The 24,117-nt window shown below is 53.6% G+C and carries 15 protein-coding genes; 9 read left to right on the plus strand and 6 right to left on the minus strand.

Features of this window, described 5'->3' with window-relative positions; genetic code table 11:
- Nucleotides 1-98: 98 nt before the first annotated feature.
- The 3 genes from ACGYLX_RS18345 to ACGYLX_RS18355 all read right to left on the minus strand — a co-directional run bounded on the left by ACGYLX_RS18345 (nt 99) and on the right by ACGYLX_RS18355 (nt 7,137).
- Nucleotides 99-2,636, minus strand: a complete 2,538-nt coding sequence (locus ACGYLX_RS18345) for a DUF3131 domain-containing protein (protein WP_394451122.1) — start codon at nt 2,634-2,636, stop codon at nt 99-101.
- Nucleotides 2,633-6,046, minus strand: coding sequence for a glycosyltransferase (locus ACGYLX_RS18350; RefSeq protein WP_394451124.1), 3,414 nt, complete (start codon nt 6,044-6,046; stop codon nt 2,633-2,635). The genes ACGYLX_RS18345 and ACGYLX_RS18350 overlap by 4 nt, the downstream gene beginning before the upstream one ends.
- A gap of 608 nt (nt 6,047-6,654) precedes the next feature.
- On the minus strand, nt 6,655-7,137 hold the full coding sequence (locus ACGYLX_RS18355) for a DUF995 domain-containing protein (protein WP_394444281.1): 483 nt from the start codon (nt 7,135-7,137) through the stop codon (nt 6,655-6,657).
- A 263-nt stretch (nt 7,138-7,400) separates the two neighbouring features.
- Between ACGYLX_RS18355 and ACGYLX_RS18360 the strand changes: the two genes are divergently transcribed.
- Entirely contained in the window at nt 7,401-7,748 is a 348-nt protein-coding gene (locus ACGYLX_RS18360) for an H-NS family nucleoid-associated regulatory protein (RefSeq protein ID WP_322346553.1), read from the plus strand.
- Between the two features lie 298 nt (nt 7,749-8,046).
- Entirely contained in the window at nt 8,047-8,892 is an 846-nt protein-coding gene (locus ACGYLX_RS18365; protein ID WP_394403787.1) for a DUF4214 domain-containing protein, read from the plus strand.
- A gap of 369 nt (nt 8,893-9,261) precedes the next feature.
- Here the strand turns inward: ACGYLX_RS18365 and galE are convergent, their stop codons facing one another.
- Both galE and ACGYLX_RS18375 read right to left on the minus strand, forming a co-directional pair.
- The gene (galE, locus tag ACGYLX_RS18370; protein ID WP_394444278.1) at nt 9,262-10,245 is read right to left on the minus strand and encodes a UDP-glucose 4-epimerase GalE; all 984 of its coding nucleotides are present in this window, start codon (nt 10,243-10,245) and stop codon (nt 9,262-9,264) included.
- 144 nt (nt 10,246-10,389) lie between these two features.
- Nucleotides 10,390-12,066 (minus strand): hypothetical protein, encoded by a 1,677-nt coding sequence (locus tag ACGYLX_RS18375; protein WP_394451126.1) that lies wholly within the window; start codon nt 12,064-12,066, stop codon nt 10,390-10,392.
- A gap of 475 nt (nt 12,067-12,541) precedes the next feature.
- Between ACGYLX_RS18375 and ACGYLX_RS18380 the strand changes: the two genes are divergently transcribed.
- From ACGYLX_RS18380 to ACGYLX_RS18400, 5 genes are all read left to right on the plus strand, one after another.
- Nucleotides 12,542-14,272, plus strand: coding sequence for a type I secretion system permease/ATPase (locus tag ACGYLX_RS18380; protein ID WP_394451128.1), 1,731 nt, complete (start codon nt 12,542-12,544; stop codon nt 14,270-14,272).
- A 110-nt stretch (nt 14,273-14,382) separates the two neighbouring features.
- Entirely contained in the window at nt 14,383-15,711 is a 1,329-nt protein-coding gene (locus tag ACGYLX_RS18385; RefSeq protein WP_394403668.1) for an HlyD family type I secretion periplasmic adaptor subunit, read from the plus strand.
- A 54-nt stretch (nt 15,712-15,765) separates the two neighbouring features.
- Nucleotides 15,766-16,770 (plus strand): class I SAM-dependent methyltransferase, encoded by a 1,005-nt coding sequence (locus tag ACGYLX_RS18390; RefSeq protein ID WP_394451129.1) that lies wholly within the window; start codon nt 15,766-15,768, stop codon nt 16,768-16,770.
- Nucleotide 16,771: 1 nt separating this feature from the next.
- Nucleotides 16,772-19,156 carry a glycosyltransferase gene (locus tag ACGYLX_RS18395; protein ID WP_394451131.1) on the plus strand — a complete coding sequence of 795 codons (2,385 nt, stop codon included), beginning with the start codon at nt 16,772-16,774 and terminating at the stop codon, nt 19,154-19,156.
- Complete coding sequence (locus ACGYLX_RS18400; RefSeq protein ID WP_394451133.1) at nt 19,156-20,454, plus strand: glycosyltransferase family 1 protein; 1,299 nt, start codon at nt 19,156-19,158, stop codon at nt 20,452-20,454. The genes ACGYLX_RS18395 and ACGYLX_RS18400 overlap by 1 nt, the downstream gene beginning before the upstream one ends.
- Nucleotides 20,455-20,474: 20 nt before the next feature.
- On the opposite strand, the gene ACGYLX_RS18405 is transcribed toward ACGYLX_RS18400, so the two are convergent.
- Complete coding sequence (locus ACGYLX_RS18405; protein ID WP_394403664.1) at nt 20,475-20,783, minus strand: helix-turn-helix domain-containing protein; 309 nt, start codon at nt 20,781-20,783, stop codon at nt 20,475-20,477.
- Between the two features lie 312 nt (nt 20,784-21,095).
- Between ACGYLX_RS18405 and ACGYLX_RS18410 the strand changes: the two genes are divergently transcribed.
- Together ACGYLX_RS18410 and ACGYLX_RS18415 are read left to right on the plus strand one after the other, a co-directional pair.
- On the plus strand, nt 21,096-23,801 hold the full coding sequence (locus ACGYLX_RS18410) for a DUF4214 domain-containing protein (protein ID WP_394451135.1): 2,706 nt from the start codon (nt 21,096-21,098) through the stop codon (nt 23,799-23,801).
- A gap of 85 nt (nt 23,802-23,886) precedes the next feature.
- The gene (locus ACGYLX_RS18415) at nt 23,887-24,096 is read left to right on the plus strand and encodes a hypothetical protein (RefSeq protein WP_394451137.1); all 210 of its coding nucleotides are present in this window, start codon (nt 23,887-23,889) and stop codon (nt 24,094-24,096) included.
- Nucleotides 24,097-24,117 lie beyond the last annotated feature (21 nt).

The raw sequence follows: 24,117 nt of genomic DNA on the forward strand, positions 1-24,117 counted from the left end.
AGTTGGGTGATGGTAGACTCTGACATGTGGCATATCCTTTTCTCAGCAGAGAATCGACGGCGTCTGAACACCGCCATGATATGCCGCCCCTCAGGGCATCACCAACTTTCGCACGTTTCTCTCAGCCTGGCAGCGATCGACTGCAAGATGACGGCGTTCGTGTTGATGTCGCTGTAAGTGCTGCTTGGGGTCCCAGTTTGTTCATTGATACTTGAAGCAAAGCCATAAGGGGTTTGAGCTCTTTCTCTTACGAACGACAGAAGTTTCGCACTCCACGCGTGGTCCTTGCATGCTGACCATAGGTATGCAGCTTTTGAGCTGATCGCGAGATGCTCCTCTCGGAACGCTTTGGTGCGATGCTCTTCTAAGCCGCCGACGGTGTCGATCGCCCATAGGCGTCCTGGGGCGTCAAATTGCAAACCTTGGTACAAGAACCAAGGTCTGCTGTTGATCGGCCCCTCGGAGACGCAGATCAACCGTCCTGTTTCATCGTATTCTTCAAGCTGAGCGGCAAAGAGAACATCGGCGAGATATGCTGCTTCCGGCGACATACCGAACTCTAGCGCCTCCATTAGGAGGGGTTCGGCGCCCATAGGGCCTATATGCCCGCACACTTCTAGCAGGGACATTTGACCATCTGAAGCGCTTTTCCCACCGAGCACTTCGTAGGGCGACTTGGCTTCTATGCCCCATATTCGAAAGGCCCAAGCTGCGTAATGTGCGCAATGAGATCGAAAGGTAGAAACCAATGTTCCCTCTTCGACTGAATGGACAATTCCATCGTCCACGACATTCTTCAGGTCCCAAGACGCGACAGTGCTTGTAGCAAGGCCTTTGGATAAGGGATGGGTGTCTAAGCTGTATAAGGCTGCTAGAAGGCGACCTGCATCGCAGCCGTCGAAGTTTCGATTTCCCCATTTGAACTTGTTTGTTGCAATCCACCCCTGCGGCAGAAGCCGACCTTGGGACCTGCGGCCTGCGATGTTGGGTAAGATTTTTTCGATGGCGTGGCGGAAGTGCTGGTCAGAAATAAGTTTTAAGTCGACGGCTGCTAGCAATGCGAAGATATGGCTCCCCACATCCCACATCGTCACGGCTTCATGTAGCCTTGGGTTGGTTTTTGAAAAATTCGCTGTAGCAGGGCAGAGCCCGGTTTTGGGGTTGGTCCATTTCTCAAAGTAAGACCATGCAACTTTAGCGTCATTCATCAGCCCTTCCCGCTCTGTTACATTTGGGATCTGGGGCCGCTGCGATATGTAAGGATAATAAGCCTCTGTCCTGCGAAAATGTGTGGTGTAGGAGTCGGTTGGTACGAGGCGCCCTACATAGTCCGAGAGCGAGACGACCTGGGAAAGCCCATCATTTTTAACCGCTTGCAGGGCATCTTTAAGCATCCTCTGATGGGCTTTGCTCCGCAACATCTCTGCAGGGATTGAGAGAACAGAGTCGGCCGCCCCCATAGAGGTTTGTAGCGTATCGCTTACTGTCCTGACGTTCTGTACGCGTACGGAGGGTATTCGTAATGTGTTGTCAGCTCCTAAGCCCCCTTCGCGCTTCTGGCTAAGCTCAATCGCAATGCCGTAGCTTTTTGGTGTTGATGGGTGTGCAGAGGAGGACGGCCCCTGTCCCAGGGCCCCCAGTGGTGCCAAAGGCTCATCCAGAGGGTGGCTTTCTTTTAGATTGGCCCAGTACTGAAAGGCACTTTCTGCTGAGGTCTTGTCACCAAAGCTAGATGATAAGCCTTCAAGAGCAAGCTCCTGCCGAAAGCGCATTAGAGCTTCTCGCTCTTTGTCTGTCGCGTCTGACCGTAGAGTAAAATGAACCCCCACATAGCGCTGATAGTCATAGGCATCCCGGAACTGAATATCAGAAGCGAGAATGGCGCTTACCCAAGGCCCCTCGTCGGGAAGCAGCACTTGCTGAGCAAAAGCAGTAGCCGCTGCTTGCAGGCGCGCCAGAGGCAGGTTTGAGAGGTCATGCGCCGATAGGTAATAAACCCTCTCTACGGATTGAGTTTTTGGCAAGCTATAGGCTGTTGGAGGGAGCTGCAGTTGAACCCTCTGACCACCTATTATTCTGACTACACCATTGTCCCAAGCTTCTGGTCGCACCTGAGTGCTGACGTCGGGGCGCATTAAAACATTCCGGATGCCGGACGCGCGAAGCCCCGATGGAGCCATTGCTATGGGTTGCATGTCACAGGCGATGGTTTGGCTTACAGCCATGTGCAGGGATTGCGGAGCGTCATTTCCCCATAAAATGGCCTCCAAGGCACGGCGGGCTTCGTAGGCGGCCCGTGCTTGGAAATAAGGGGTCATACTGCCTAACTGTTTCACCCAAGGCACGACCTGCACCAGTCCCGGCGTTTTTTCCGCGCGTTGTGTCAAGGTGCGAGAAAGCGCGCTGTTTGGCCCCAACTGACTTTGGCTGGGGTCAAGCAAGCAGGTGATAGGTAAGCCATTGCGGGCGAAAGTATCTAACACGATGGCGGTTCGCGGGGGGGATGTTCTGCTGTCTAAGCCATCAAGGACCACAAGGGTATTTTGAGGTGTGACCGTAGTGCTCTCTGCAGCGGTGGCTCCAGAAAGAAGCAGCGGGGCTGCGGTCCCCCATTTAAGAAAGGTTCGACGCTTCATGACGCTCTGTTTGCCGTGTCAACCTGGAAACCTACGCGGGTCATGCGCCCCCAGTTGGCCAAGGAGCCCGTAGCCGCCCGCCATAGCGCCCGGATCACGGATATATATAAGATCGGACGATAAAAGAGTCGCTGAAGGGGAAGCAATAGTAGGAGCCATCGATCCTCCAGAGGATCTAAGCGGAATGCCCTATTGGCGCTCAGCACCTCCAGTGTTGGAAGCATCAGGTAAGCAATAAGCAATGGGCTGGCTATAACCTTCGCATGTTCGTCTGCCGTTCCGAAGTCCGCGACAAACTCTACAATAAGGATCACTAAGAACAGGTCCGCCAAAGGCGCAAGGAGAGGCATAAGGTAGCCAAAAACTGCGAGATCTGGAAGCGCGACCAACCCCAGTGCCCGCCCTTCTATCGTGGCGCCCAAATGTTTCCAGCCAGCCTGCATCATGCCCAGTGACCAGCGTAGTCGCTGTGTCATCAGCCCTCTGAGCGAAGCGGGAACTTCTGTTCTTGCGATAGCGCGGTCCTCATAGAGCGCTTTGTACTTTGACCGGATGACGGCCATTGTCATATCTGCATCTTCCGTAAGGGTTTCTGTCGAGAAGATACCGGCTTCCATCAATGCTGTTGTCCGCCATGCGCCAATCGCGCCCGGAACAACGGTTATCGCATTAAGGTGTTCTTTTGCCCGCCGTTCTATGGCTTGGGATGTAATGTACTCTAGGGCCTGTAGCCGGGTGAGCAGATTGCGTCGATTGCCAACAACAACTTTGCCCGCCACGGCCCCGACGTTTGGGTTCTCAAAATGCGCGGCTAACAAGCGGACTGCATCGGGCGCTATTTGAGAATCTGCATCGATACAGATCAAAATGTCACTTTGGGCTTCATCAAGGGCTGCGTTAAGCGCTGCAGCTTTGCCGCGGTTGGGCTGCTTTAGAACGGTCACCAAGGGGTGGTACGAGAAACTTGCTGCTCTTAGATAGGTATCATCTGTTGACCCATCGTCGACGACGATAATATCAAAATCTGGGTACTCAGATAACAAAGCTTTTTGAATGCATTGCTCGATGACCTGCTCTTCGTTGTAAGCGGGGATCACGATTGTAACTGAAGGCTCATGACCTGAGGGTGTGGGGGTATGGCGTTGGCGGCGCCCCGCCAGAAGAAGCAAGCTTGCTGAGCGAAGGGCACCAACTGCGAAGACAGTCCAGAACGCCACTTGAAGAACAGTCCAGCTGCTTCCCATTGCAAAGAATGAGACATTGCCGAGCGTTGCGGTCATCGGGTCTCCGTCTGGCAAAAGAATATCGGGGGGAACGCCCAATAGGTCTGCAAGGGTTGTGAAGGTATAGCCTTTGTCTCGCAGCTCAGAGATCACACGTGGCAAAGCAGCGACGGTTTGGTGCTGATCACCTCCCCCGTCATGAAGCAACACAACGCCTCCCCCATTTAGCTCCACTTGCTTAATGATCTCATCTGCAAGCGCATCGGACGTTTGCTCAACCCAGTCTCGTGGGACAATATTCATGCCTGCAATGACATATCCAGCCTCCTCGAGAGGGAGCAAGGAGGCAACCTCCTTGGAGGTAATGGGCCCTCCGCTTCGCATGTAAGGCTCACGATAAAGGCGCATGTTTTTGCCTGTTATGCCGTTTATCAAAAGCTGTGTGGAGTTGGCTTCGACCTTAGCACGGGAGGCGGAGATCTCAGCCATATTGGGGTGCGAGTAAGTATGAGAGCCCAGCTCGTGCCCCTCCGCTAGAATGCGCCTTATCAGGTCTGGTGAAGCTAATGCGTTACTACCTAAAACGAAGAAAGAAGCGGGTGTCTGGGTCTGGCGCAAAATATCTAGTGCAGCCGGCGTATGTTGGGGGTGGGGACCATCGTCAAAGGTAAGAACAACCTTGTTCGGCTCGCCTTCCCCGTAAAGCTTTCCAGCTGCCGCCTGAGGCATCTCATCATAGACCGCGGAGGTAACCTCGCCTGTTTCTGGACTAATTTTGATGGTGCGTTTGCCCATCTGAGGCATGGAGCGAGGTGCAACAAAGGGCCCGCGGCCCGTGAGGGCTACATAATTTGACAAAAGAACGCTTTCTAAGGCTGCGGAAGGCAAGGTCATGCCGCGGGTGGTCTGATCTAAGACTGCCCAAATCCCGGGGTCTTCATAGCCTAAGCCGCTTAAGCTCAGAGCCTGTATCCCGTATCTTTTCAGGGTAAGTATCTGATTTTGAGCTGTTATGGCGTCAAGGAGCCATAGCTGATGCTGTAGGCCTCTTGCATCTAGATAGCTTGCCCGAGTGTTCCCTGAGCCCGGAGCCAGCGTGGCAAAAGCATCGTGTTGAGCAAGCGCCGTCATGGCTTTTGCAAAGGGCAGTACTTCCGGACGCGGGCTACCAGAAACCCAATCCAACGAGTGGGTTCCCAACTCAACCACAAGTTTGCTAGGCGCCACATGCTCCTGAAAGGCTTTAATACGCTCTTCAAACCAACGCTTGTCTGCAAGCGGTTGCGGGGCGGACCCGATCCAATGCTCTTGGTAACCTTTGATCACAACGGTATCGAAGAACCGGTTGGCAATGACTAAAAGGCTAGCGGAAGCACTGCTTGGGAGCCTAACGCATGTTTCCAATTCCCTGCTTTTAAACTGACTTGTAAGTCGGCGGCTTAGAATACTGAAGGTTTGACCCTCTATAAGAGCAAGCGAGCTTGCGTCTATGCAGTAGCCTTTCACATTAGCCGTTTGTGAAGGCTGATCCAAAAAGTTACTTAGTGCAGCGGATACCTTCGCGGGGCCGGTGGGGGTCCGCAATAGCCCCAACGCAGCCGTATCCCACTGCAGGATCGGCATGATGTCAAAGGTGCCAACTTCGGTGCGCTGCTTAAGCAAAGGCTGGCGGGTCTCAAGGCTCACTTCCCCGACTTGGACATCGCCGTCTAACTCAGTGAAGTGAAACCAAGTAGGCATAGCCACATGGATGGTATTGCAGCTCTCACTGAATGAATGCGTAGCCCAAGGAAGTTCCGCAGATACAACCGCATATACCTTTAATGTTTGGGATGGCGCTGCGCCCTGCCCCGTTCTGTTCAAGCACTGATACTTTTGAAGCTCTTGTTGAGCGTAAAGGTCGATCGCTGGCATATCAGAGCCATGCTCTCCTTCTACCAAGAGGCTGTTTCTGACAGAGGCTGTGTGCCCTTTCAGGGTGCTGATAGGTTCTGGTAGAGCTGCTTCAAGCCCTCCATCCAATCCTACTGTAATCGCAAAAAATAAAAGCCAAGCGATGACGCCACTGATAAGCGTGCCAGCTGAAAAAATAACACGCGCTTTCCGCCGCCGACTTGGGTCAAAAAAGACACGATCAGACAAACCACGAGTTGCACGTGGTTCATGGTACCCGCGGTGCGCATTCATGCGCCCCTTTGCCTTATTCTCTTGTCGCTTCGCGTTCCACATCGAGTATTCGCATCTATAGCTTGCTGTATAGAAGCGCAGTGTGAGGCCACCCGAATATTATGCCCACGCGAACGTCGCCAACCATTTGAAAGCCAAGAGACCGGGAGCGTTAAAAAGAAGTAGCCGCTTTCAACGTACCGTGAGGATGCTCAAACGTGGTCGGCGAGCTGTTGCTGGCAGAAAAGCAGTGCTCGCATTGTTACAAATCTATACAGAAAGCGAGTATAGATAGCGGCAGGAGTGTGTCACGCGTTTGCCCACTTTCCGCCCAATTTGCAACTTAAGAGTGTGTCATTGTTTCGCTTTTCGAATGCCTTGTGCGAATAAACTCAAACTGTTGAACCTAAAGAATAAATGGATCTTTCTGTAGGCTTATGATTCGCTCTCTTCTTTCCTAAGATATGTCGTCTAAGTTTGGCGTGGATCGAATCATTGACATATTTCCGTACGTAGAAAAAATGGAAGATGATCGTGTCCCCCACAGCACACGGTCATCCCAGTAGCGGCTACAGTTTCGGCTGTAGCCGTTTTTGCCTTAAAGGCTATGTCCGGAAATATCCCGACGTTTATATGCCGAGTTTCTTTTTGAGAGCCAGCACTTCGCGCTGATAGGTATAGCCCCGTGTAAGGGCTTTATCACCCTTGATAGGCCACCATTCCGTTTGCCCCGGGTAGCTGCGCCAAACCCGGTCAAAACGATCGACGACATGCAATATGCAACTTTTCTCACCCGGCGAGCTACCTGCACGACCGTTATTGGGCCAATACCATGTAAGATTGTGACACATACGCCCATAGCTATCTACGGTCCACTCGCCAGCGCCTAAGCTATCGCTGCTCTGCGCACACCACGCGCGTGCTTGGCTGTTTGCGCCAAAGTAAATTCCACCTTGGCAATCTGCTTCCCAAGTTTCTGTCTTTCCAACGTATGCTGCAATAATTTGACGAGGGGCTGGCGTTTTAGCGCCATAGGGAAGAGGGTCTGCTGCTGCGCCGACTGGAAGAGCTGCGATGAGCAGTCCAACCAACCAAGTTTTCCGGAAAAACATGCCAATAAGCTCTTTCTATAAAGGATCACATCGAATGATGGTCAGGATTTTGTGCTTTCAAGTCAATATATATCCCAAGCTCCTTTGCTCAAAAATTGATCTTTTGCCCTTCCAGCTTGGTAAGTGAAGCGCGCGCCCTGAGAGGCACAATTTTGCGATGCGTTGCAGTTAAGTGCTTAAAATTGCGAGGCTATCTTGAACAGATAGCTTGATGCGCCTAAGAAGCAGGAAATCCAATCCTATTTGCAGGTGAAAGAAAGTCTATGATCTCTAAAGACGAACTGAAAGCGATGTCCCGAAAGGAGCTTGAGAAGCTTCTAAACAGTGTAAGTAAAGCGCTTGCCTCTGCGAAAGCGAGAGATCAACGAGAGGCAAAGAAGGCCGCTGCCAAAGCCGCTGCGGAATTCGGCTTCTCTCTTGGTGAAATCTCCGAAGCCGACGGCACAGTCCAAAAGAAGACGAAAGCAAAAAAGGCCCCCAAAAAGCCCTCAAAGCCCGCTTTTGCGAACCCAGAGGACAAAACGCAGACGTGGACAGGTAAAGGGCGCCAACCAAACTGGTACCGCGCTCAGATCGCAGCAGGCGTTGAGCCTGACGCCATGCGCATTTGAACCTATATAACGACAAGGCCCTCGTCCGCGACGGGGGCCGAAGCGCCAGAAGGTATTTAATCCATTTCGGGGCATAGGGCGCGCTTCAGTGATTGTACTGCAGAAAATTAAAGCTCAAAAATTCCTATAATGTTCCGATAGTTATCGTGAGATTTCTACTTCAGGTAGATGTCCGCGCGCCATAGTTTTAACATTTTTATAGCCATGTAAGATTCAGCTTATTATCCTTTTTAAGCGGCGATTCCGGGCAAATTTTGTGCTGTCGGTCGCTTGCTGTTACTTTTTTAGGAGAATTTGCATGGATGAACTGACGGTCGGCGATGTTCGCCCCTTCTTGGCGATGATCGCGAATAACCCACTTTTGAATGATGCTGAGGGGCTCGCCTCACAGTTGCGCGACATCATAACCAGCCTGGGCGTTCCGATTACTCCTGAACTGGACGCATCCTTGTCCGCCATTGAAGCAAATCCCATCCTTGTATCCGCAGGAATTGAAGAGTTGCGCAGCGCCATTGAGGGCTTGCCAGATTCTATGCTTCTCAGCGACGTCGAAGGGTTTGGATCGGTAACTCCTGGCGGCCCCGACGTGACGCAGGACCAAAACGGAAACGACATTCAAACCTTCCAGTTGCCGTTCAGCGGGACGACGATCGCTATCGAAGAGGATGGGGTTACGGTGACCCTTCCCGGGGGCGAGCCGCAGAAACTCGTAGGCCTCGATCGGCTAGAGTTTACCGACGGCACGCTGTTCTTGGATGTTCAAGATGGTGCTGGATTGGTTAAAGCCGCTTACGAAGCCTTGCTTGGGAATGCTCAGCCGGATGCGGAAGGTTTCGACTTCTGGCTCGATCTCTACGAAGGGGGAACCATCGATACGTTTGCCCTGACAAACGCCTTTACGCAAACTGAAGCTTTTTCTCAGCAGTATGCAGAGGCATTAAATGATGCTGAAGCTTTGGTGCGGTCTATCTACCAAAATCTTTTTGACCGCGAAGCAGATGACGCTGGGCTGAACTTCTGGAAAGAGTATCTCGATGCGAACGGTATTTCCGATTCAGTCGACGAAGCTCTTGCTTACATGATGCAATCTGAAGAGTTTGCGCAACTGGTGGGCGCGACTTACACCGACGGCGTCTTTGTTTAGAAAGACCTGGGTGGGGCAGCTGTCTTACAGCAACTGCTCCACCCACATAGATGATAGATACGTCGGGTGGTGCACCTAATACAGGCGCCGCTTGGAAAGCGCGTATTTGTGGCTTTCTACCTTATCCCGAGTTAAATGCGCGGGCCATGCCGGCCGGCGCGCGGCGCTCTTTAACCCCTCTTAAAGTAGCGCCACGAAAACGAAGACTGCAGTGATGAGGCTATATCCGATCATGTGCAGGAAGTCTGACTTTGCAGGCTGTGTCATGTTTTGCTCCAATGCTGCTCTACAGGCACCATTGTTGACCACGAATGCGGCGATAAATTGCCCTAGGCTGGGCTTAAGGATGCAATTTTAGTGTCTTTGGGGCTATTGTTCGTAGTGGCCAGTTTGGTGCCATCTCCAAGCATCAGCAATCATGTTGTTCAAGGTGGAACGTTTAGGTGTCCAGCCAAGCTCATTGATCGCTCGAGAAGAGCCTGACACGAGCTTGGTGCAATCTCCTGGGCGTCGCGCACCGATTTTATGAGGCACCGTTTGATTGGTTACGGCACGGCTATGATCGAGCACCTCGCGCACTGAGAAGCCGCTACCAGTGCCGAGGTTAAATACTCGGCTGCCCCTATCCTGTTGAAGCCACTTCAAGCCCAGAACATGGGCATCAACTAGATCGCAGACATGCACATAGTCACGAATGCAGGTGCCATCGGGCGTGTCATAGTCATCTCCGAAGACCGTCAGCGCAGCCCTGTTCCCAGAGATCGCATCAAGCATGAGCGGAATCAAATGCGTCTCCGGCTGGTGAAACTCGCCCACTTCGCCCTCGGGATCTGCCCCGGCTACGTTAAAATAGCGGAAGATAACATGCTGCAGCCCATGGGCGGCTTCAAAATCACGCAGAATGTCCTCAATCGCGCGTTTTGAGGCGCCATAAGCGTTAATCGGATACTGTGCGCTATTTTCATCAAGAATGACGTTGTCCTGATCCCCATAGGTCGCACAGGTAGATGAAAAGACAAACCGTTTGCAGCCGGCCGCAACCGCTGCCTCAATCAGCGTAAGGGATCCGTTGACGTTATTGCGCCAGTAGAGACCCGGCTTTGCCATGCTCTCACCCACTTGGCTGAGAGCCGCAAAATGCATAACCGCGACGGGTTGATGTTCCGCAAAAACCTCATCTAGCCGTGTGCGATCTAGCAGATCACCCTCCTCGAAGGGGCCAAACTTTACTGCATCGCGCCATCCGGTGATGAGGTTATCGAAAGTCACTGGGATGAACCCAGCCGACTTCAGCGCTTTGCAAGCGTGCGAGCCAATATAGCCTGCCCCGCCGGTTACCAATACCTTATTCATATCACCTCTTCACCCGCCTAGTTAAGCTCGCTTTAACCCAGAAGGTCTGCTTTATTTCGGAGGCTTCTTGATCGCGCTATGCTTCGCATGGCGTGCTTCAGTTGGAGCGGTGAAGCGGCCTGCCGCCCCGCCCTCGAAAAGCTCTTAAGCAATCAGATCAAACTGCGCCATGTCGCTCTTCAATCCAATAGTAGATACAACGCCACCATCATCGTACGACCAGCTTTTCGCGTAGATTTCCGGAGCATTGCTGCCCCCTTCGAACGCGTCCATATGGATGAAGATGATTTCTGTGTTCAAGTTGACGACTTTAATGTTGCTGTAGGTATGGAGCAAGAAATCTAAAAACTCGCGCGCTTCCAGGTCGAAGCTTTCATAGCCAGGCAGTTTTTCAGCCAAGCCTACCGGGGTAGACGGCGACTTTGTCTCCTCCGTGTTCAGCAATTGGACGAGCTCACTGTGATCAATCTTGTCGAGGCTTGTGATTTCAAAGCTCTCGAAGGCCGCGTCAAAGCTCTGTAGAAAGCTAACCTCTTCCACGTTGCTATCGGAAGATATCGCGCTTGGAGTTTGAACCGGCTGCTCATTGGAAGCTTCCGCAGCTTTTTCATCTTGATCGCTCGGCGGTCGTTTAGACATCATGGCCACCGGCTGTGCGGGCTCAGCGTAAGAGAGCTCTTCAGTCTCTTTTATGCGGGTGCTCGAAGGACCTTTGGTTACGAGCGCGACTTCGGCTTCGGGATCAATATTTGGCGCTTCCGGTGCAGTTTCTTCGCTCTCCACTTCGGCTAAACCAAGGTCACGCTGCTGGAGCTTTATCGTTTCAGATGCCATTAGAAGGGCGGCTTCTTTCGACTTAACGTGCTCAAGTGCGGCGGAAAGGCTTTCTAAGCTTAGCTTTTGAGTAAAGCTGTCATCGGTCGTAATATCCAGAATGCTTCCAGCCGGTAAAGGCAAGCCAACGGCCAGGGCCACCAAGCTTAAGCTTACCCCAGCGGCTTTCGCACCATGCCCTGAAAGCCCTAAGGCCAAGCCTTCGCGGCTAGACGATGAACTGGACGTAGCCTTCACGATATCTTGCGGCGCAGACGCTTTCTGAACAGCGCTCGACAACACCTCCTGGTCGCCATCATGTCCTACTGGTTCTTTGCCAGCTGCATCTTCATGAGATGAACCCCCCATTTCTTTTGGCATGCTTGCCGTAGTGGCGGGAGTTGCCGCGATCAGTTCATCCGACATCAGATATACAGACCACACCAGAGCCGCGAGCGCCGCCGCGGGATGTATGAATACGACATCCCGGTTGCGTTTTGTGAGCGACACAACATTCTGCCCGGCCTGTGCCACTGGCTGCACGCGTCGCGAGAACTCTGCCACCAGATCGTGCAGGCTGTCTCCCTTAATAGGGGTTTCCTGCATTTGGCTGGTTACCAAATAGCATCCGTCAAAGCGGCTAAAATGCACCAGAACCTCGTTTTGGCTGTCCATAAAGACAAACCAAGGGTCTCCTTCATCTGTGACGCCATGATCTACTTGGGTCGTGACGCCTGCGAGGGCGAGTATTCTTTGCGTCCGGTAAAGATCCGCCAGTTCTTGATTGGTCCAACCTACTGGTTGCGTGCAAAGGCTATGGGATTGCTGAAGGAAGGAGACGTTTGCTTCAAAAGTCTGAGGGCCGTCATCAACGCCATCCCCTGCATCCATCGGACCATAAAGCTCTGCCATGTCGAGGCGGCTGCAGGCGTCATCTGTCTCAGTCAGCCCAGAAGCCGTTAAAGCGCTCGACCGAGCAAGCCGTGGAAAACGAATAACATCAGACATCAAGTAAATCCTTTGCGCCACCATATCAGTCTTGAAGCAAAGGCCAAGATGTTATGGCGCTCTGGACTTAGCACGGGCTCACCCACCTCCCCAAAGGTTTTCGGGTGGATGCAAAGGGTGTTGGTTTACGAAGACGGGCGAAGCAACCGCGCGCCTATTGTTTCCCCCATTGGTATGAAGAGCCCGACTCAGACTTTTAAAAAGCCCCGCACCTCCCGCGCTGTCGAGCTTCACAAAGGCACCCCTTCTCTAGGCAGCGTATTGCCCTGCAAAACATGACCGGCCGCTTGTGCTGCGGCAGCACCGTCAAAGTCTGAGGACGCCCCTTTGGGGTACCGGCTCGCTACTATGCTCAAAATATGCTTTCTGGCCATAAACCAAAGGCCTATCTGCCCTTGATACGGCACGTGACCTTTGACGAAAAAGTGTTTATAGCAAGACGACTATATTTGGTAGCGAAAGATGTTTTTACCCCATGAGTGCCAGTAATCCGCTCCAGCAGGCCTACAAGAAGTTTCGCGCCATTTTTGGGGCGACTATTCTATTTAGCTTTTTTGTTAACTTGCTCATGTTTGTGGGCCCGCTTTACATGCTCCAGATCTATGATCGGGTACTGGCCAGCCGCAATGAAATGACGCTTTTGATGATCACGGCCATCGCTGTGGCACTTTTGATCACCTATGGCGTCTTGGAGTTTGTGCGTTCACGCATGTTGGTGCGGGCCGGGCTGCAGTTTGACAGCATTCTCTCGCGGCCCTTGTTTGATCGTGTGGCGCGCATCCAACTGATTAATCCCACCAGTGGCGCCCGTACGGCTTTGGGGGATGCCGACAAGGTTCGCAGCTTCATCACCGGGCAAGGTGTTCTGGCCTTCTTTGACGTCCCCTGGACGCCCATCTTTTTGGCTTTGTGTTTTGCGTTCCATCCTTGGCTTGGTTGGGTGGCCACAGGCGGTACCCTCGTGATTTTCACACTGGCGTTGCTCAATGAATATCTTACACGAAACGCGCTACAGTCAGCGAATGTTGAAGGTCAGCAAGCCTCTGAGTTTGCGGGCGCCACGATGCAAAATGCCGAAGTTATTCGAGCTATGGGCATGCAAGACGCTTTGGCTGAACGTTGGAAGGTGAAACGCAACGGAATGCTGATCTCACAGGCCCAGGCCAGTGACTGGGCGGGCGCCGTGATGTCGAGCTCAAAATTTGTCCGTATGGGGCTCCAAGTCGCTATTCTTGGCACGGGGGCTTATCTCGCCATGCGGGGCGAAGTCTCTGCGGGGGTCATGATTGCAGCCTCGATCGTGATGGGCCGCGCCCTGGCCCCGGTAGAACAAGCCGTCGGACAATGGAAAGAGTTCGTGGCTGCACGCCAATCACATGCCCGTCTCAAAAAGCTTTTTGAAGCTGTTGCAGAAGAACCTACACGGCTCCAACAACCTCAGCCCAAAGGACATCTGCAAGTCGAAGGCATTACCACTGTGGTGCCCGGCACCCGCGATACAATTTTGCGCTCTGTAAGCTTCGATCTACCTGCGGGCCAAACACTTGCTCTTATTGGGCCAAGCGGGTCGGGTAAGTCGACATTGGCACGTCATTTGGTTGGCGTCGGCGACCCGATCAACGGTGCCATTCGGCTGGATAAAGTAGAGCTTGCCCATTGGGACCGCAATCAGTTGGGCCAAGCCATCGGCTACCTTCCTCAAGATGTGAAATTGTTCTCTGGGTCAGTGGCGGAAAACATCTCTCGCTTTGCAGAGGGCGCCACAGACGAGGAGATCATCGCAGCCGCTAAGCTTGCCGGCGCCCACGAGATGATTTCCGGGCTGAACGATGGCTATGCCACTCAAATCGGAAGCGGAGGAAGCCGGCTATCGGGCGGTCAACGCCAACGTGTGGGCTTGGCGCGCGCCTTGTTTGGGAACCCATGTTTGATTGTGTTGGATGAGCCCAACTCCAATCTGGACAGCGAAGGTGAAGAAGCGCTGGCTAAATGCCTTGCCCACCTCAAGAGCGAAGGTAAGTCTATCGTTCTCGTGACGCATAAAGCCAATATTCTGAGTGCGACGGACTATACACTGATCTTGAGGGATGGCGCGGTGCAGCGCTTTGTCGCCACCAAAGAACTCTTGCAACCTCAGCAACAGCAGCCGCAACAGAAACCTCAGCAGCCCCCCCAAACTGTTTCGCTGTCGACTGCAAAGCTGTAAAACTTGGCGAGATCGCACCGAATGCGCCGCAAGCGCTGGTCCGCTCTCTCTGAAAGTGGCAAAGCACCGGCATCCATACAGTAAGCCTCTAAAGCATTTAGGACCCAGTCGTGGCATCAGCAGAATCAACGTTGGTTGCAAGCCAACTTACAAAGATGGCAAACCCGCGGAAGTATTCTTGGGCAGGCTACATCCTCCTGCTCATTACCTTCGGCGTAATGGGCATCTGGGCCTATTTTGCCATCATTGCGAGCGCGGTTGTAGCTCCTGGGGTGGTCGCACTTGAGAGCGATCGCAAGGTTGTGCAGCACCTTGAAGGCGGCATCGTCCAAGAGATTATGGTTCGTGAAGCTGACCTTGTAGAGCAAGGCGATCCACTGCTTGTCTTGGACAACATTCAGGTCAATTCTGAAATCGCAGTTCTTGAGCAGCGCCGGGCGACGTCAGAGGCCTTGATCGCCAGATTAACCGCAGAGCAAACCTTTGCTGAAGAGATTTCTTTTCCCGAAGAGCTTCTGAACACGGAAGACCCTCAGGTTAAAAGCGCCGTGGAAGCGCAGCGTAATATTTTCGAAGACCGGCGCTCTATCTACCTGTCCCAAGCTGAGATCCTGAACTTTCGCGCAGAGCAACTGAACGGGCAAGCAGAAGGATATGAAGTTCAGCTCGAAGCCTTGAAGAGGCGTCATGCACTTCGCAGTGAGCTTTTCGAGCGCATGCGTACGGGGGAAGAGCGCGGTGTGGTTGAAAGCAATCGTCTTTCAAACATGGAAGATGAAGTAATCCAGATTGAAGCCAGCATTGGCACTGCTATGTCTGAAATCGCTCAAGTCAAAGCAGCCGCAGGCGAGGCGCGCCTCAATATTCTTAAGCTGAAACAGGAGTATAGCGAGCGCGCTAATAGTGAGCTTAAGACCGCGCGCTCAGAGCTTTCCGAGATCAACGAAAAACTCACCGTGGCTGAGGATCGGATGCGGCGTACCACGATCTCAGCGCCGACCACAGGTAAAGTTCAAAGCTTGGCCGTTACCACCCGAGGCTCCGTGATCCGCTCTGGTGAGATCCTCATGGAGATTGTTCCCAGTGATGAGACGCTTCTCATTGATGCGAAGGTCGCACCTGTAGACGTAGACAACGTGCGTCCCGGCCTTGAAACCGAAGTGCGCTTTTCAGCATTCAAATCCCGTCTGGCCAAGTTGGTCCTCGGCGAAGTGCTCTCCATTTCTACGGATGTTGTGACCACAAAAGATCCCAATGAGGCACCCTATTATTTGGCACGCATTAAAGTGCCGGATGAGAATCTTACAGATGAGATCCGGGACGGTCTGACCGCCGGCATGCCAGCTGACGTGGTTATTCTAACAGGCGAGCGTAGTGTATTGCAGTATATGCTGGATCCGCTGTCGGAGGCGATCTTTAAGAGCTTGCGCGAAGAGTAAGCTGGCATAGCGAGCTTTGCTCTTAGAAAGGCAAAAAATCTAATGGGGGGCGATGTGAGCAAGCTCAAACGTGTTGGCAACTATATAGCTGCAATCTTCAAGCTTGGTCGTACAGAGCGTATGGCCAAGGAAACATATCGCAACATGCAGACCATTGAAGACCGCTTTGCCGGTTGGGAAACGCGTGAGCGCCAGTTGCGCAACGGTGTTAAACAAATGGTTCAAGGCGAAACACAAGCTTTGATGGCCCGCAACGCAGAGCTTGCACGCAACTTTACTGAGCTCTCTCGGCGTTTGGATCAGATCCTACGCCCCCCCGCGGGGGAGCAGCCGATTTCTACGCCCGCTGATCCGTCCGATAAGGATGAAAGCGGCATTGGAGCGGTGATGGATAGTTTCTACCACAGGCTCGAGAACAAGTATCGCGGCACAACATCCGATATCCGCAACAGGCTGCGTATCTACCTTCCCGACGTAGAGAGCGCGGTCATTCGAACAGGCGGCAAACCTGTGATGGACATTGGTTGTGGCAGAGGCGAATGGCTTAGCCTTTTAAACGACACAGGCATTACAGCGCTCGGTATTGATACAAATCCAGTGCAGATCGCTGATGTGCAAGAGAAAGGGCTGGACGCTCGGCAGGGGAATGCGCGCAGCGCCCTCACGGACGCCGAGGACAACTCCATGGCCTGCATCACGGCTCATCATCTCATCGAGCATCTTCCTTTTGAAGAGGTTCTATGGATCACACGAGAGGCCATGCGCGTATTGGCCCCAGGCGGGGTTTTGCTGTTTGAGACGCCGAATGTACGTAATGTGTTGGTGGGGGCGACCTCCTTTCATAATGACCCCACCCACCTTCATCCGATGACCGATCCGGTACTGACCGTCTTGTTCGAAACAGTGGGGTTTCACCCTATTGAGACACGTCATCTGCACCCTCATGAAAAGCTCGCTGAGTTCATGGCCAAACCAGGGTTTGATCCAGAACTGGCGAACCTGATGTTCGGCGCACAAGACCTCGCCATTCTTGGCCACAAACCTCTTCAGGAGGCTTGAGATGCGGGTTGGTGTGGTTCGGACGCAAGTCCCCTTTGTGACTGGCGGCGCGGAGCGTCATGCCGCAGGTCTGGTTTCTGCTTTGCGCGCATATGGTCATGAAGCTTGTGAGATCGCCCTGCCCTTCAAGTGGTACCCTGTTGAGACTTTGACCGACAGTATTCTCGCGGCGCGGCTTACGGATCTTTCAGAATCTGAAGGTGTGCCCATTGATCTGATGATCGGGCTTAAGTTTCCGGCCTATCTGGCGCGCCACCCAAACCCCGTTTTTTGGCTGATCCATCAGCACCGGCAAGCCTATGACATGTGGGATGCGGGCACTTCGGATCTGTTGGATGCCCCCAAAGGAATGATGGCGCGCGATATGATACGCGCGGAGGATCGCGATGCTTTTGCGCGCAGTACAAAGCCAATATACGCAAATTCTCAGAACGTGGCCGGGCGGCTCAAGAAATACCTCGGGCTGTCATCTACGCCTTTGTACCATCCGCCACCGAACGCAGAACTGCTTACCCAAGGAAACTTTGGCGACTATCTGTTTGCTCCGGGGCGGCTGAACCCATCCAAACGAGTCGATCTGATGCTACGCGCGCTTGCCAAGGCGCCAACGCCCCTGCGTTTGATTATTGCAGGCGTCGCCGAGAACCCTGCCTATTTGGATGAGTTGCGCAGTTTGGCCACCGCTTTAGGCGTATCGGGGCGCGTAGAATGGCTCGGCGGTATCGATGACGCCACAATGGTCCGCTACTATGCTCAAGCCCGAGCTGTCGTGTTCACACCCCAAGACGAAGACTTGGGGTATATCACGCTGGAAGCAATGCTGTCAGGTAAGCCCGTTATTACCACCACTGACGCAGGTGGTCCTTTGGAGTTTATCTCTCAAAAGCAAGAAGGGTTGATTGCAGCACCCGACGCGGAAGCATTGGCTCAAGCGTTCAGCAGCCTTTACGAAGATGCCGCTTTGGCCGAGACTTTGGGTGAAGCTGGCCGCGCACGTTACCAAAAGATGAATATTTCTTGGGAGCATGTCGTCGAAACCCTAACTGGGCAAACCGCTCAACCCGCGCCAGGCCCTGCACAGATCGCGGCCCTTGAGGCGAAAGCTGCGGCCACGCCAGCCGAAGAAGCGGTCGCGCGAGTACAGGCCGCTGTCGCGCCCCCTTCCGCTCCCAGCTTACCTTTTGCATCGATCACAGAGGTTTTGAACGCCTATGACTTTGACACCATGCCTGCGAAAGACGGGAGCGGCCCTGCTCCGGTAGAGCCTGGGTTGGCGCAATACTTGGGCACACATTGGACGCGCTATCTGACCACATTGCATCATGTGATCGAGGCGGCCCCGCGCGACATTTTGGACGTTGGGGTATTCCCCCCGCTGGCCTTTGAAGCCATGGTCGTCAACGCCCTGCCTGATGCGAAGCTAAGTGGTATTTGGGAAGGCCCCCACCCTTACGCACAGTCCGTCAAAAGCCTCAACGGTGCCTATCCTGATTTTGATATTGAACTGCGACCTGCCAACATTGAACGCGATGCTATGCCTTACGGCGATGCTGAGTTCGACATGGTGTTGGGAATGGAAATTTTCGAGCACCTCGCTTTAGACCCGCATTTTTTCTTGTCTCAGGCCGCACGCGTGTTGCGTCCCGGGGGGCATATCATTTTGACGACGCCAAACGTTGGAAGTCATCGCGGCGTCCAGAAGATGCTTAACGGGCAATCGCCCTATTCTTTTGGCCTGTTTGTCCCCACGGGGGGCGTTTATGGCCGCCATAACCGCGAATATACACCGAGCGAAGTCGAGGCTCTCGCCCATGGCGCAGGCTTTGAAACCCACTATTTGGGAACAGCCGACGTTTACGAAGATCACGTCGATCCTGCGACTGCGGTACTTATGATTGCCCGTGAGGATGACTTGAACTTGCGCGGAGAGAATATTGTTTTTGTTGGGCGCAAAGCAGGTCCGCCCACTGCCCCGCCACCAGGGCTCTATCATGGAGACCCAGCCCGGCTTTCGGGGGAGCTCACCCTTTCAAAGCAAGAAGCCGATACAGGCCTTACGCAAATTACAGCGCATAATACTTCCTCAGGCTGGTGGCCGTCCTCGGGTGCTCAATCGACGGCGCTTCTGGCCGAATGGATCAATGAGAACGGCTACTTGGTCCACACAAATGTCATTCTCCCCCTTAATGAGGCTGTCGCTCCTGAAGGCAAAACAACCTTTAGTTTCCGCCGCAGCCCCGAGGAGATGATTTCTTCCAAAGGCATATTGCGTTTGCAGCTCTTCCAAACTGGCGTGGGGGCGTTCACAGGCACAGGTCGGGCTAATATGCTTGAGCTGCCCTGCTCTGAAGACACCTTCCTTGCTTTGGCCCAACAGGCTTTGTGATGACCGCTCAGACGCCGCGCCCCACCATTCATTGGATCAGCCCCCTGCCACCGGCTGAAACCGATATTGCCCACTATACCTCACGCATCTTGCCTGAGCTAAGCGCTAAGGCTGAGGTCATCCTTTGGACTGATGAAAGGGAATGGGACCTCTCACTTGAGAAATACTGTACCGTCAAATCTTTTGATCCAGATACAGTGTGTCCGCGAGACTTTACGGCCGCCCGAACCGGGGATGGGACTGAAGTGCTGTTTCTCCACATCGGGAACTCTTGGGTTTATCATGCAGGCTTCTTAAGATTGGCGCAGCGCATGCCCACTGTGGTGGTGCTTCATGATCTTGCGATCCAAGAGCTTATGGTGGAGGCAATCAGGGCCAGTGAATGGGACGCTGGAACTTATTTTGCGGGAATGGAAAAGTGGTATGGCGCTGCCGGTCTTGAGCAGGCTCGCGCCTGTCTCGATGGTAGGGAGCAGGCCTCCAACATATCGGGTGCGATGCCTGGTTTTGAACTGGTTCTCGAAAACGCGCTAGCGGTACTCACCCATACCCAGTTTGCGCATGAGGCAGTGCAACAAAAGCGCCCACGCCTTGCCTCCAAAGTCTTACCCCTGCCTTTCCCGATTGGCCGCGAACCTTACAGGAAAGGCATTTCCACCGGCCCATTAAGGCTTCTGCAATTTGGATGGATCGGCCCCAATAGACGGTTAGAGCAAGTCCTCGAAGCCCTGGCGCAGATGCCACCAGACTTTGACTATCGCTTCGATGTAATGGGTAAGCTTTGGAACCCTGATCTTATCTACAATAAGATCTCGCAGTTGGGGTTGAGCCAGCGGGTTTTTCTTCACGGCTTCGTGGCCGAGCCCGTTTTGGATGATGCGCTGCGCCAGGCCCATCTGGTCTTAAATCTTCGTCACCCCAGTATGGGCGAAGCTTCTGGCAGCCAACTCCGCATTTGGAATGCAGGTGCCCCTGCTGCAGTAACGCGGGAGGGATGGTATGCCAGCCTGCCGGAGAATGTCGTTTGCTTCATCGACCAAGACAAAGAAGTCGCCCAGCTACAGGCGCTTTTTAAAAAGCTTAGTGTAGAGCGTGATGCGGGCAAAACATTAGGCTTGGCTGGACGGGCTTACTTTGAGGCCAACCATGCGCCAAACATCTACGCAAAAGAACTGGTCAGGTTTGCCGATGACATCGCCTTAACCGCAAGTCAGGATTTAGCAGTGCAGCTTCGGCAAGAGCAATTGCGCAAGCGAAAGATGCATCCAGAGCTGCAAAAGCGCTTAGAGGCGCTCTGAACACCGCAAAGGCGCTAAGCTTAGTTTCCGTCACTCTCTTCAAAGAGCATCGCGAAAGCTTCTGGTTCATAATAGCTTAGAAGCGTTTTCATGAAGAACTTCGGGTCTTGTTCTAGAACCGCGGCCCAATCGCGATAGCGCGCGCTCGGAATTTTACCGCGCCCGGTCTCCAACTGGGAGATGAATGTATAATAATCGAGGTCGAGCGCCTCTGCGAGTTGGCGTTGCGAAAGCCCTTGTGCTTCGCGCAAAGCTCTCAACCAGTTGCCCAACTCGGCACGCGGCTCATTGCTCCGAGAGGCCGCAGACGTGGTTTTTTGATTTGCCATACTATGGTGCTTCCAAGATTCGAAATGCAGCCCAAGCCATCCAAGGCTTACTCAAACTTATATGCAGCTAGAGGACAGGACTGCCGATATTATGCTTAGCGATATGCGCCTCTGAACCCCTTATAACACTATATGAAGAGTAGTGGTATACTTTTTACTGGACATAAAGCTTGCTCGGTGGCCAGCGATTTGCTACCCCCATCATAGCGATCACTCCGCGTTCTGGCGATGCCGTCACCCTCGGATGGCATTTGCCTCGCGATCGCTAGAGAAGATCATCGTGCAAGCTTATTAAGCAGGAAAGCAAAAAACATGGCAACAACAGCACAAGTCGACGCAATCGTCGCCCTGTACGCAGGTTATTTCAACCGCGCGCCCGATCCGGCAGGTCTCCAGTTCTGGATCGACCAGATCGATGGTGGCCGCGAATTCAATACAATCGCCGCAGACTTCGCAGCTTCCCCTGAAGCAACTGCGCTGTACCCCTATCTGACAACACCTGATGTTGCGTCGCCTTCGACCTTCATCACCAATGTCTACCAGAACCTGTTCAACCGCGCGCCCGACGCCGAAGGTCTGCAGTTCTGGACCAACGTGCTGAACGAAGGTTCGGTTTCCGTGGCCGACATGATCGAAGCGATCATCAACGGCGCCGTGGATGCTCCCAACGCAACCCCGCCCACCTTTGACGCCAGCACCCTCGAAAACAAAATCGAAGTCGGCCGTGACTTTGCTGCAGACGCTGCAAACACAACTGGTTTCGTATTCGACGATGCAGCTAAATCCGCTGCCATCGACGTCATCGACGGTGTGACCAGCGACGATGCAACTGTTGATGCCGCCAAAGCCGAAACAGACGCGTTCTTGGGTGCCGCGGCCAACCCCGGCGACAAATTCACCCTCACCACAGGCGCTGATGTTGTCGCAGGCACCGCCGGCAACGACACAATCAACGCTCTGCCCGTGAATGCTGCAGGTGGCGACGCGTCCACCTTCTCTGCCTTCGACGACATCGACGGTGGTGCCGGTACGGACACGCTGAACATCTTTACTAACGGTTCGTTCAATGGCGGCGGTTTCCCGACGTCTGCTTCGGTAGAAAACGTGGAGATTGTCAACATCAGCAACGCGACAGCTGGTGGCTTTGGCAATGTAGATGCGGCTGACTTCGACGGTGCTACTCAGATCTGGCAAGTTGCCAACGGCAACAATATTCAGAACCTGGAAGCTTCGACCACAGCGGGCTTCCGTCAGACCACCGCGAACACCTTTGGTGTAGCTGCAGCCACTGGCGTTGCATCTGCTGCTGTTGCTCTGGACAACGCGGCTGAAGCCAGCACCTTCAACCTGTCTGGCGACGCACTGACAGAGGCAACCATCTCCGGTACAGTAGCTGACTCCAACAGCGACATGACTGTTGCAGACATCAACCTGAATGTCACAGCAGGCAAAGATGTCCAGTCCGTGGAAGTTTCCTCTGCCGTAGATGCAACGCTGGTAAGCGTTGCGAACACTGGCACCAAAGCGGTAACTTCGGTTGACGCATCGGCAAGCGCTGGCGACATCACCTACACTTCGGCTGGTTCTGCGATTGCAAACATCGAAACCGGCGCCGGTGACGATACCGTTCGCATCGCAACAATGACATCCAATACCGCAGGTTCTAAAGTAGCTGCGATGGTGGAAACTGGTGAAGGCGACGACACAGTTGCTATTGCAACCAGCGGCACAGGCACCACCACTGTTGATGCAGGTGCAGGTAACGACACCGTAACTCTGCTTGGTGACGGTTCCGGCAAACTGAGCGTCAACCTTGGCGAAGGCGACGACGCCTTCTTGGTCAACGGTGGCACTGTCTCCAAAGGCGACACCATCGACGGGGGTGCGGGCACTGACACTGTTCAGCTGAAAGATATCGGTTCTGCCAACATTGGTGCCTTCACAAACTTCGAAATCTTCGATGCTGTGGGCCTTGGCACAACTCTGGACACCGACATCCTGGCGTCGAACAACACTGTCACTGAATTCGTTGCATCTGGTAACGTAAACGCCGGTGCAGCTCTGACAAATGTTGCAGCTGGTGCTGGCGTCCGGGTCACCGGCGACATGGACGGCAACGCCCTGTCGATCACTCAGAAAACCGCTGGTTCTTTGACTGTCACCCATGACATCGATGAAGCCGCGGCGGCGACTACCGCCCCTGGTGATGTTTCGGGCAGCGTAACAGCAACAAACGCAACATCGGTTGAAGCTGTGTTCGATAGCAGCTTCGTGGATGCGGCTACAGGTACAGGCGACAACGTTGCTGAACTCAACCTGACCGCTGACAAAGCGACAAGCCTGTCGGTGAACTCGGGCGGTGATGTCGCGATGAACGATCTGACCGTTCAAGCAAATGCCCTCACCTCCGTGACTGTCACAGGTGACCAAATGCTGGACCTGGATTTCATCACCGGCACGTCCAAACTGGCTTCGGTTGATGCTTCGGCCAGCACCGGCGGTTTGATCTTCGACATGGAAGACCTTGCCGATGGTGGTTCTGTCTCGCTGGGCTCTGGCAAAGACACAATCCTTGTTGGTGCAAGCTCCGAAGCTGACCAAGATGGTGCAAATACCGAAAGCCTTGTTGGGTTTGAAAAAGCGGATGCGGCAGCAGTCGGAACAAATGCAACGGCTCAAGCCGCTGCAATTGCAGACTCCGACCTGATCGACCTGTCGGCTTTCGCTCCTGCTAGTGTGGCAGACGCCAACACTGGAACTGGTGCAACGTTGGCAAACGGTGTTCTCACCTTTGATGGTGCAGGTCCTCAGTCGCTTGACGATGCAGCCATGATCGCTGACGCCTTTGCTGACGCGGCAGGCGAAGCTGTCCTGTTCGAATACATCGGCGACTCGTACGTCTTCGTTCAAGGCGGGGCCACCAGCGACATCACCGATGACGCAATGGTGAAACTGACAGGTGTCACCGATGTGACCAACCTCGTCGAAACCGGCACCGACCAGTTCTTCATCGTCTAATCTAGACGCTGAGCTATTTTTAAAACCGGCCCCTCGGGGCCGGTTTTCCCACATCTGATCCCCCCAAATTCTCTAGGAGTATGAAATGGCTGACGGCCAAACAATTTCGATTGATGGTAAAGACTACATGGCGGATGCGCTGTCTGATGAGGCCAAAGCACAACTTGGGAACCTTCGAGTTGTCGATATGGAGCTACAGCGCCTTGAACAACGCAAAGCGATTGCGCAAACCGCGCGCAATGCCTATGCCCGCGCATTGCAAGCAGAACTGGCTAAAGTCGAACCCCAACAATAACTTCCGCTGAGCTTCCAGCCA

It is taken from the genome of Sulfitobacter sp. 1A13496, from assembly GCF_043557225.1.
GTDB classification, from domain to species: Bacteria; Pseudomonadota; Alphaproteobacteria; order Rhodobacterales; family Rhodobacteraceae; genus Sulfitobacter; species Sulfitobacter faviae.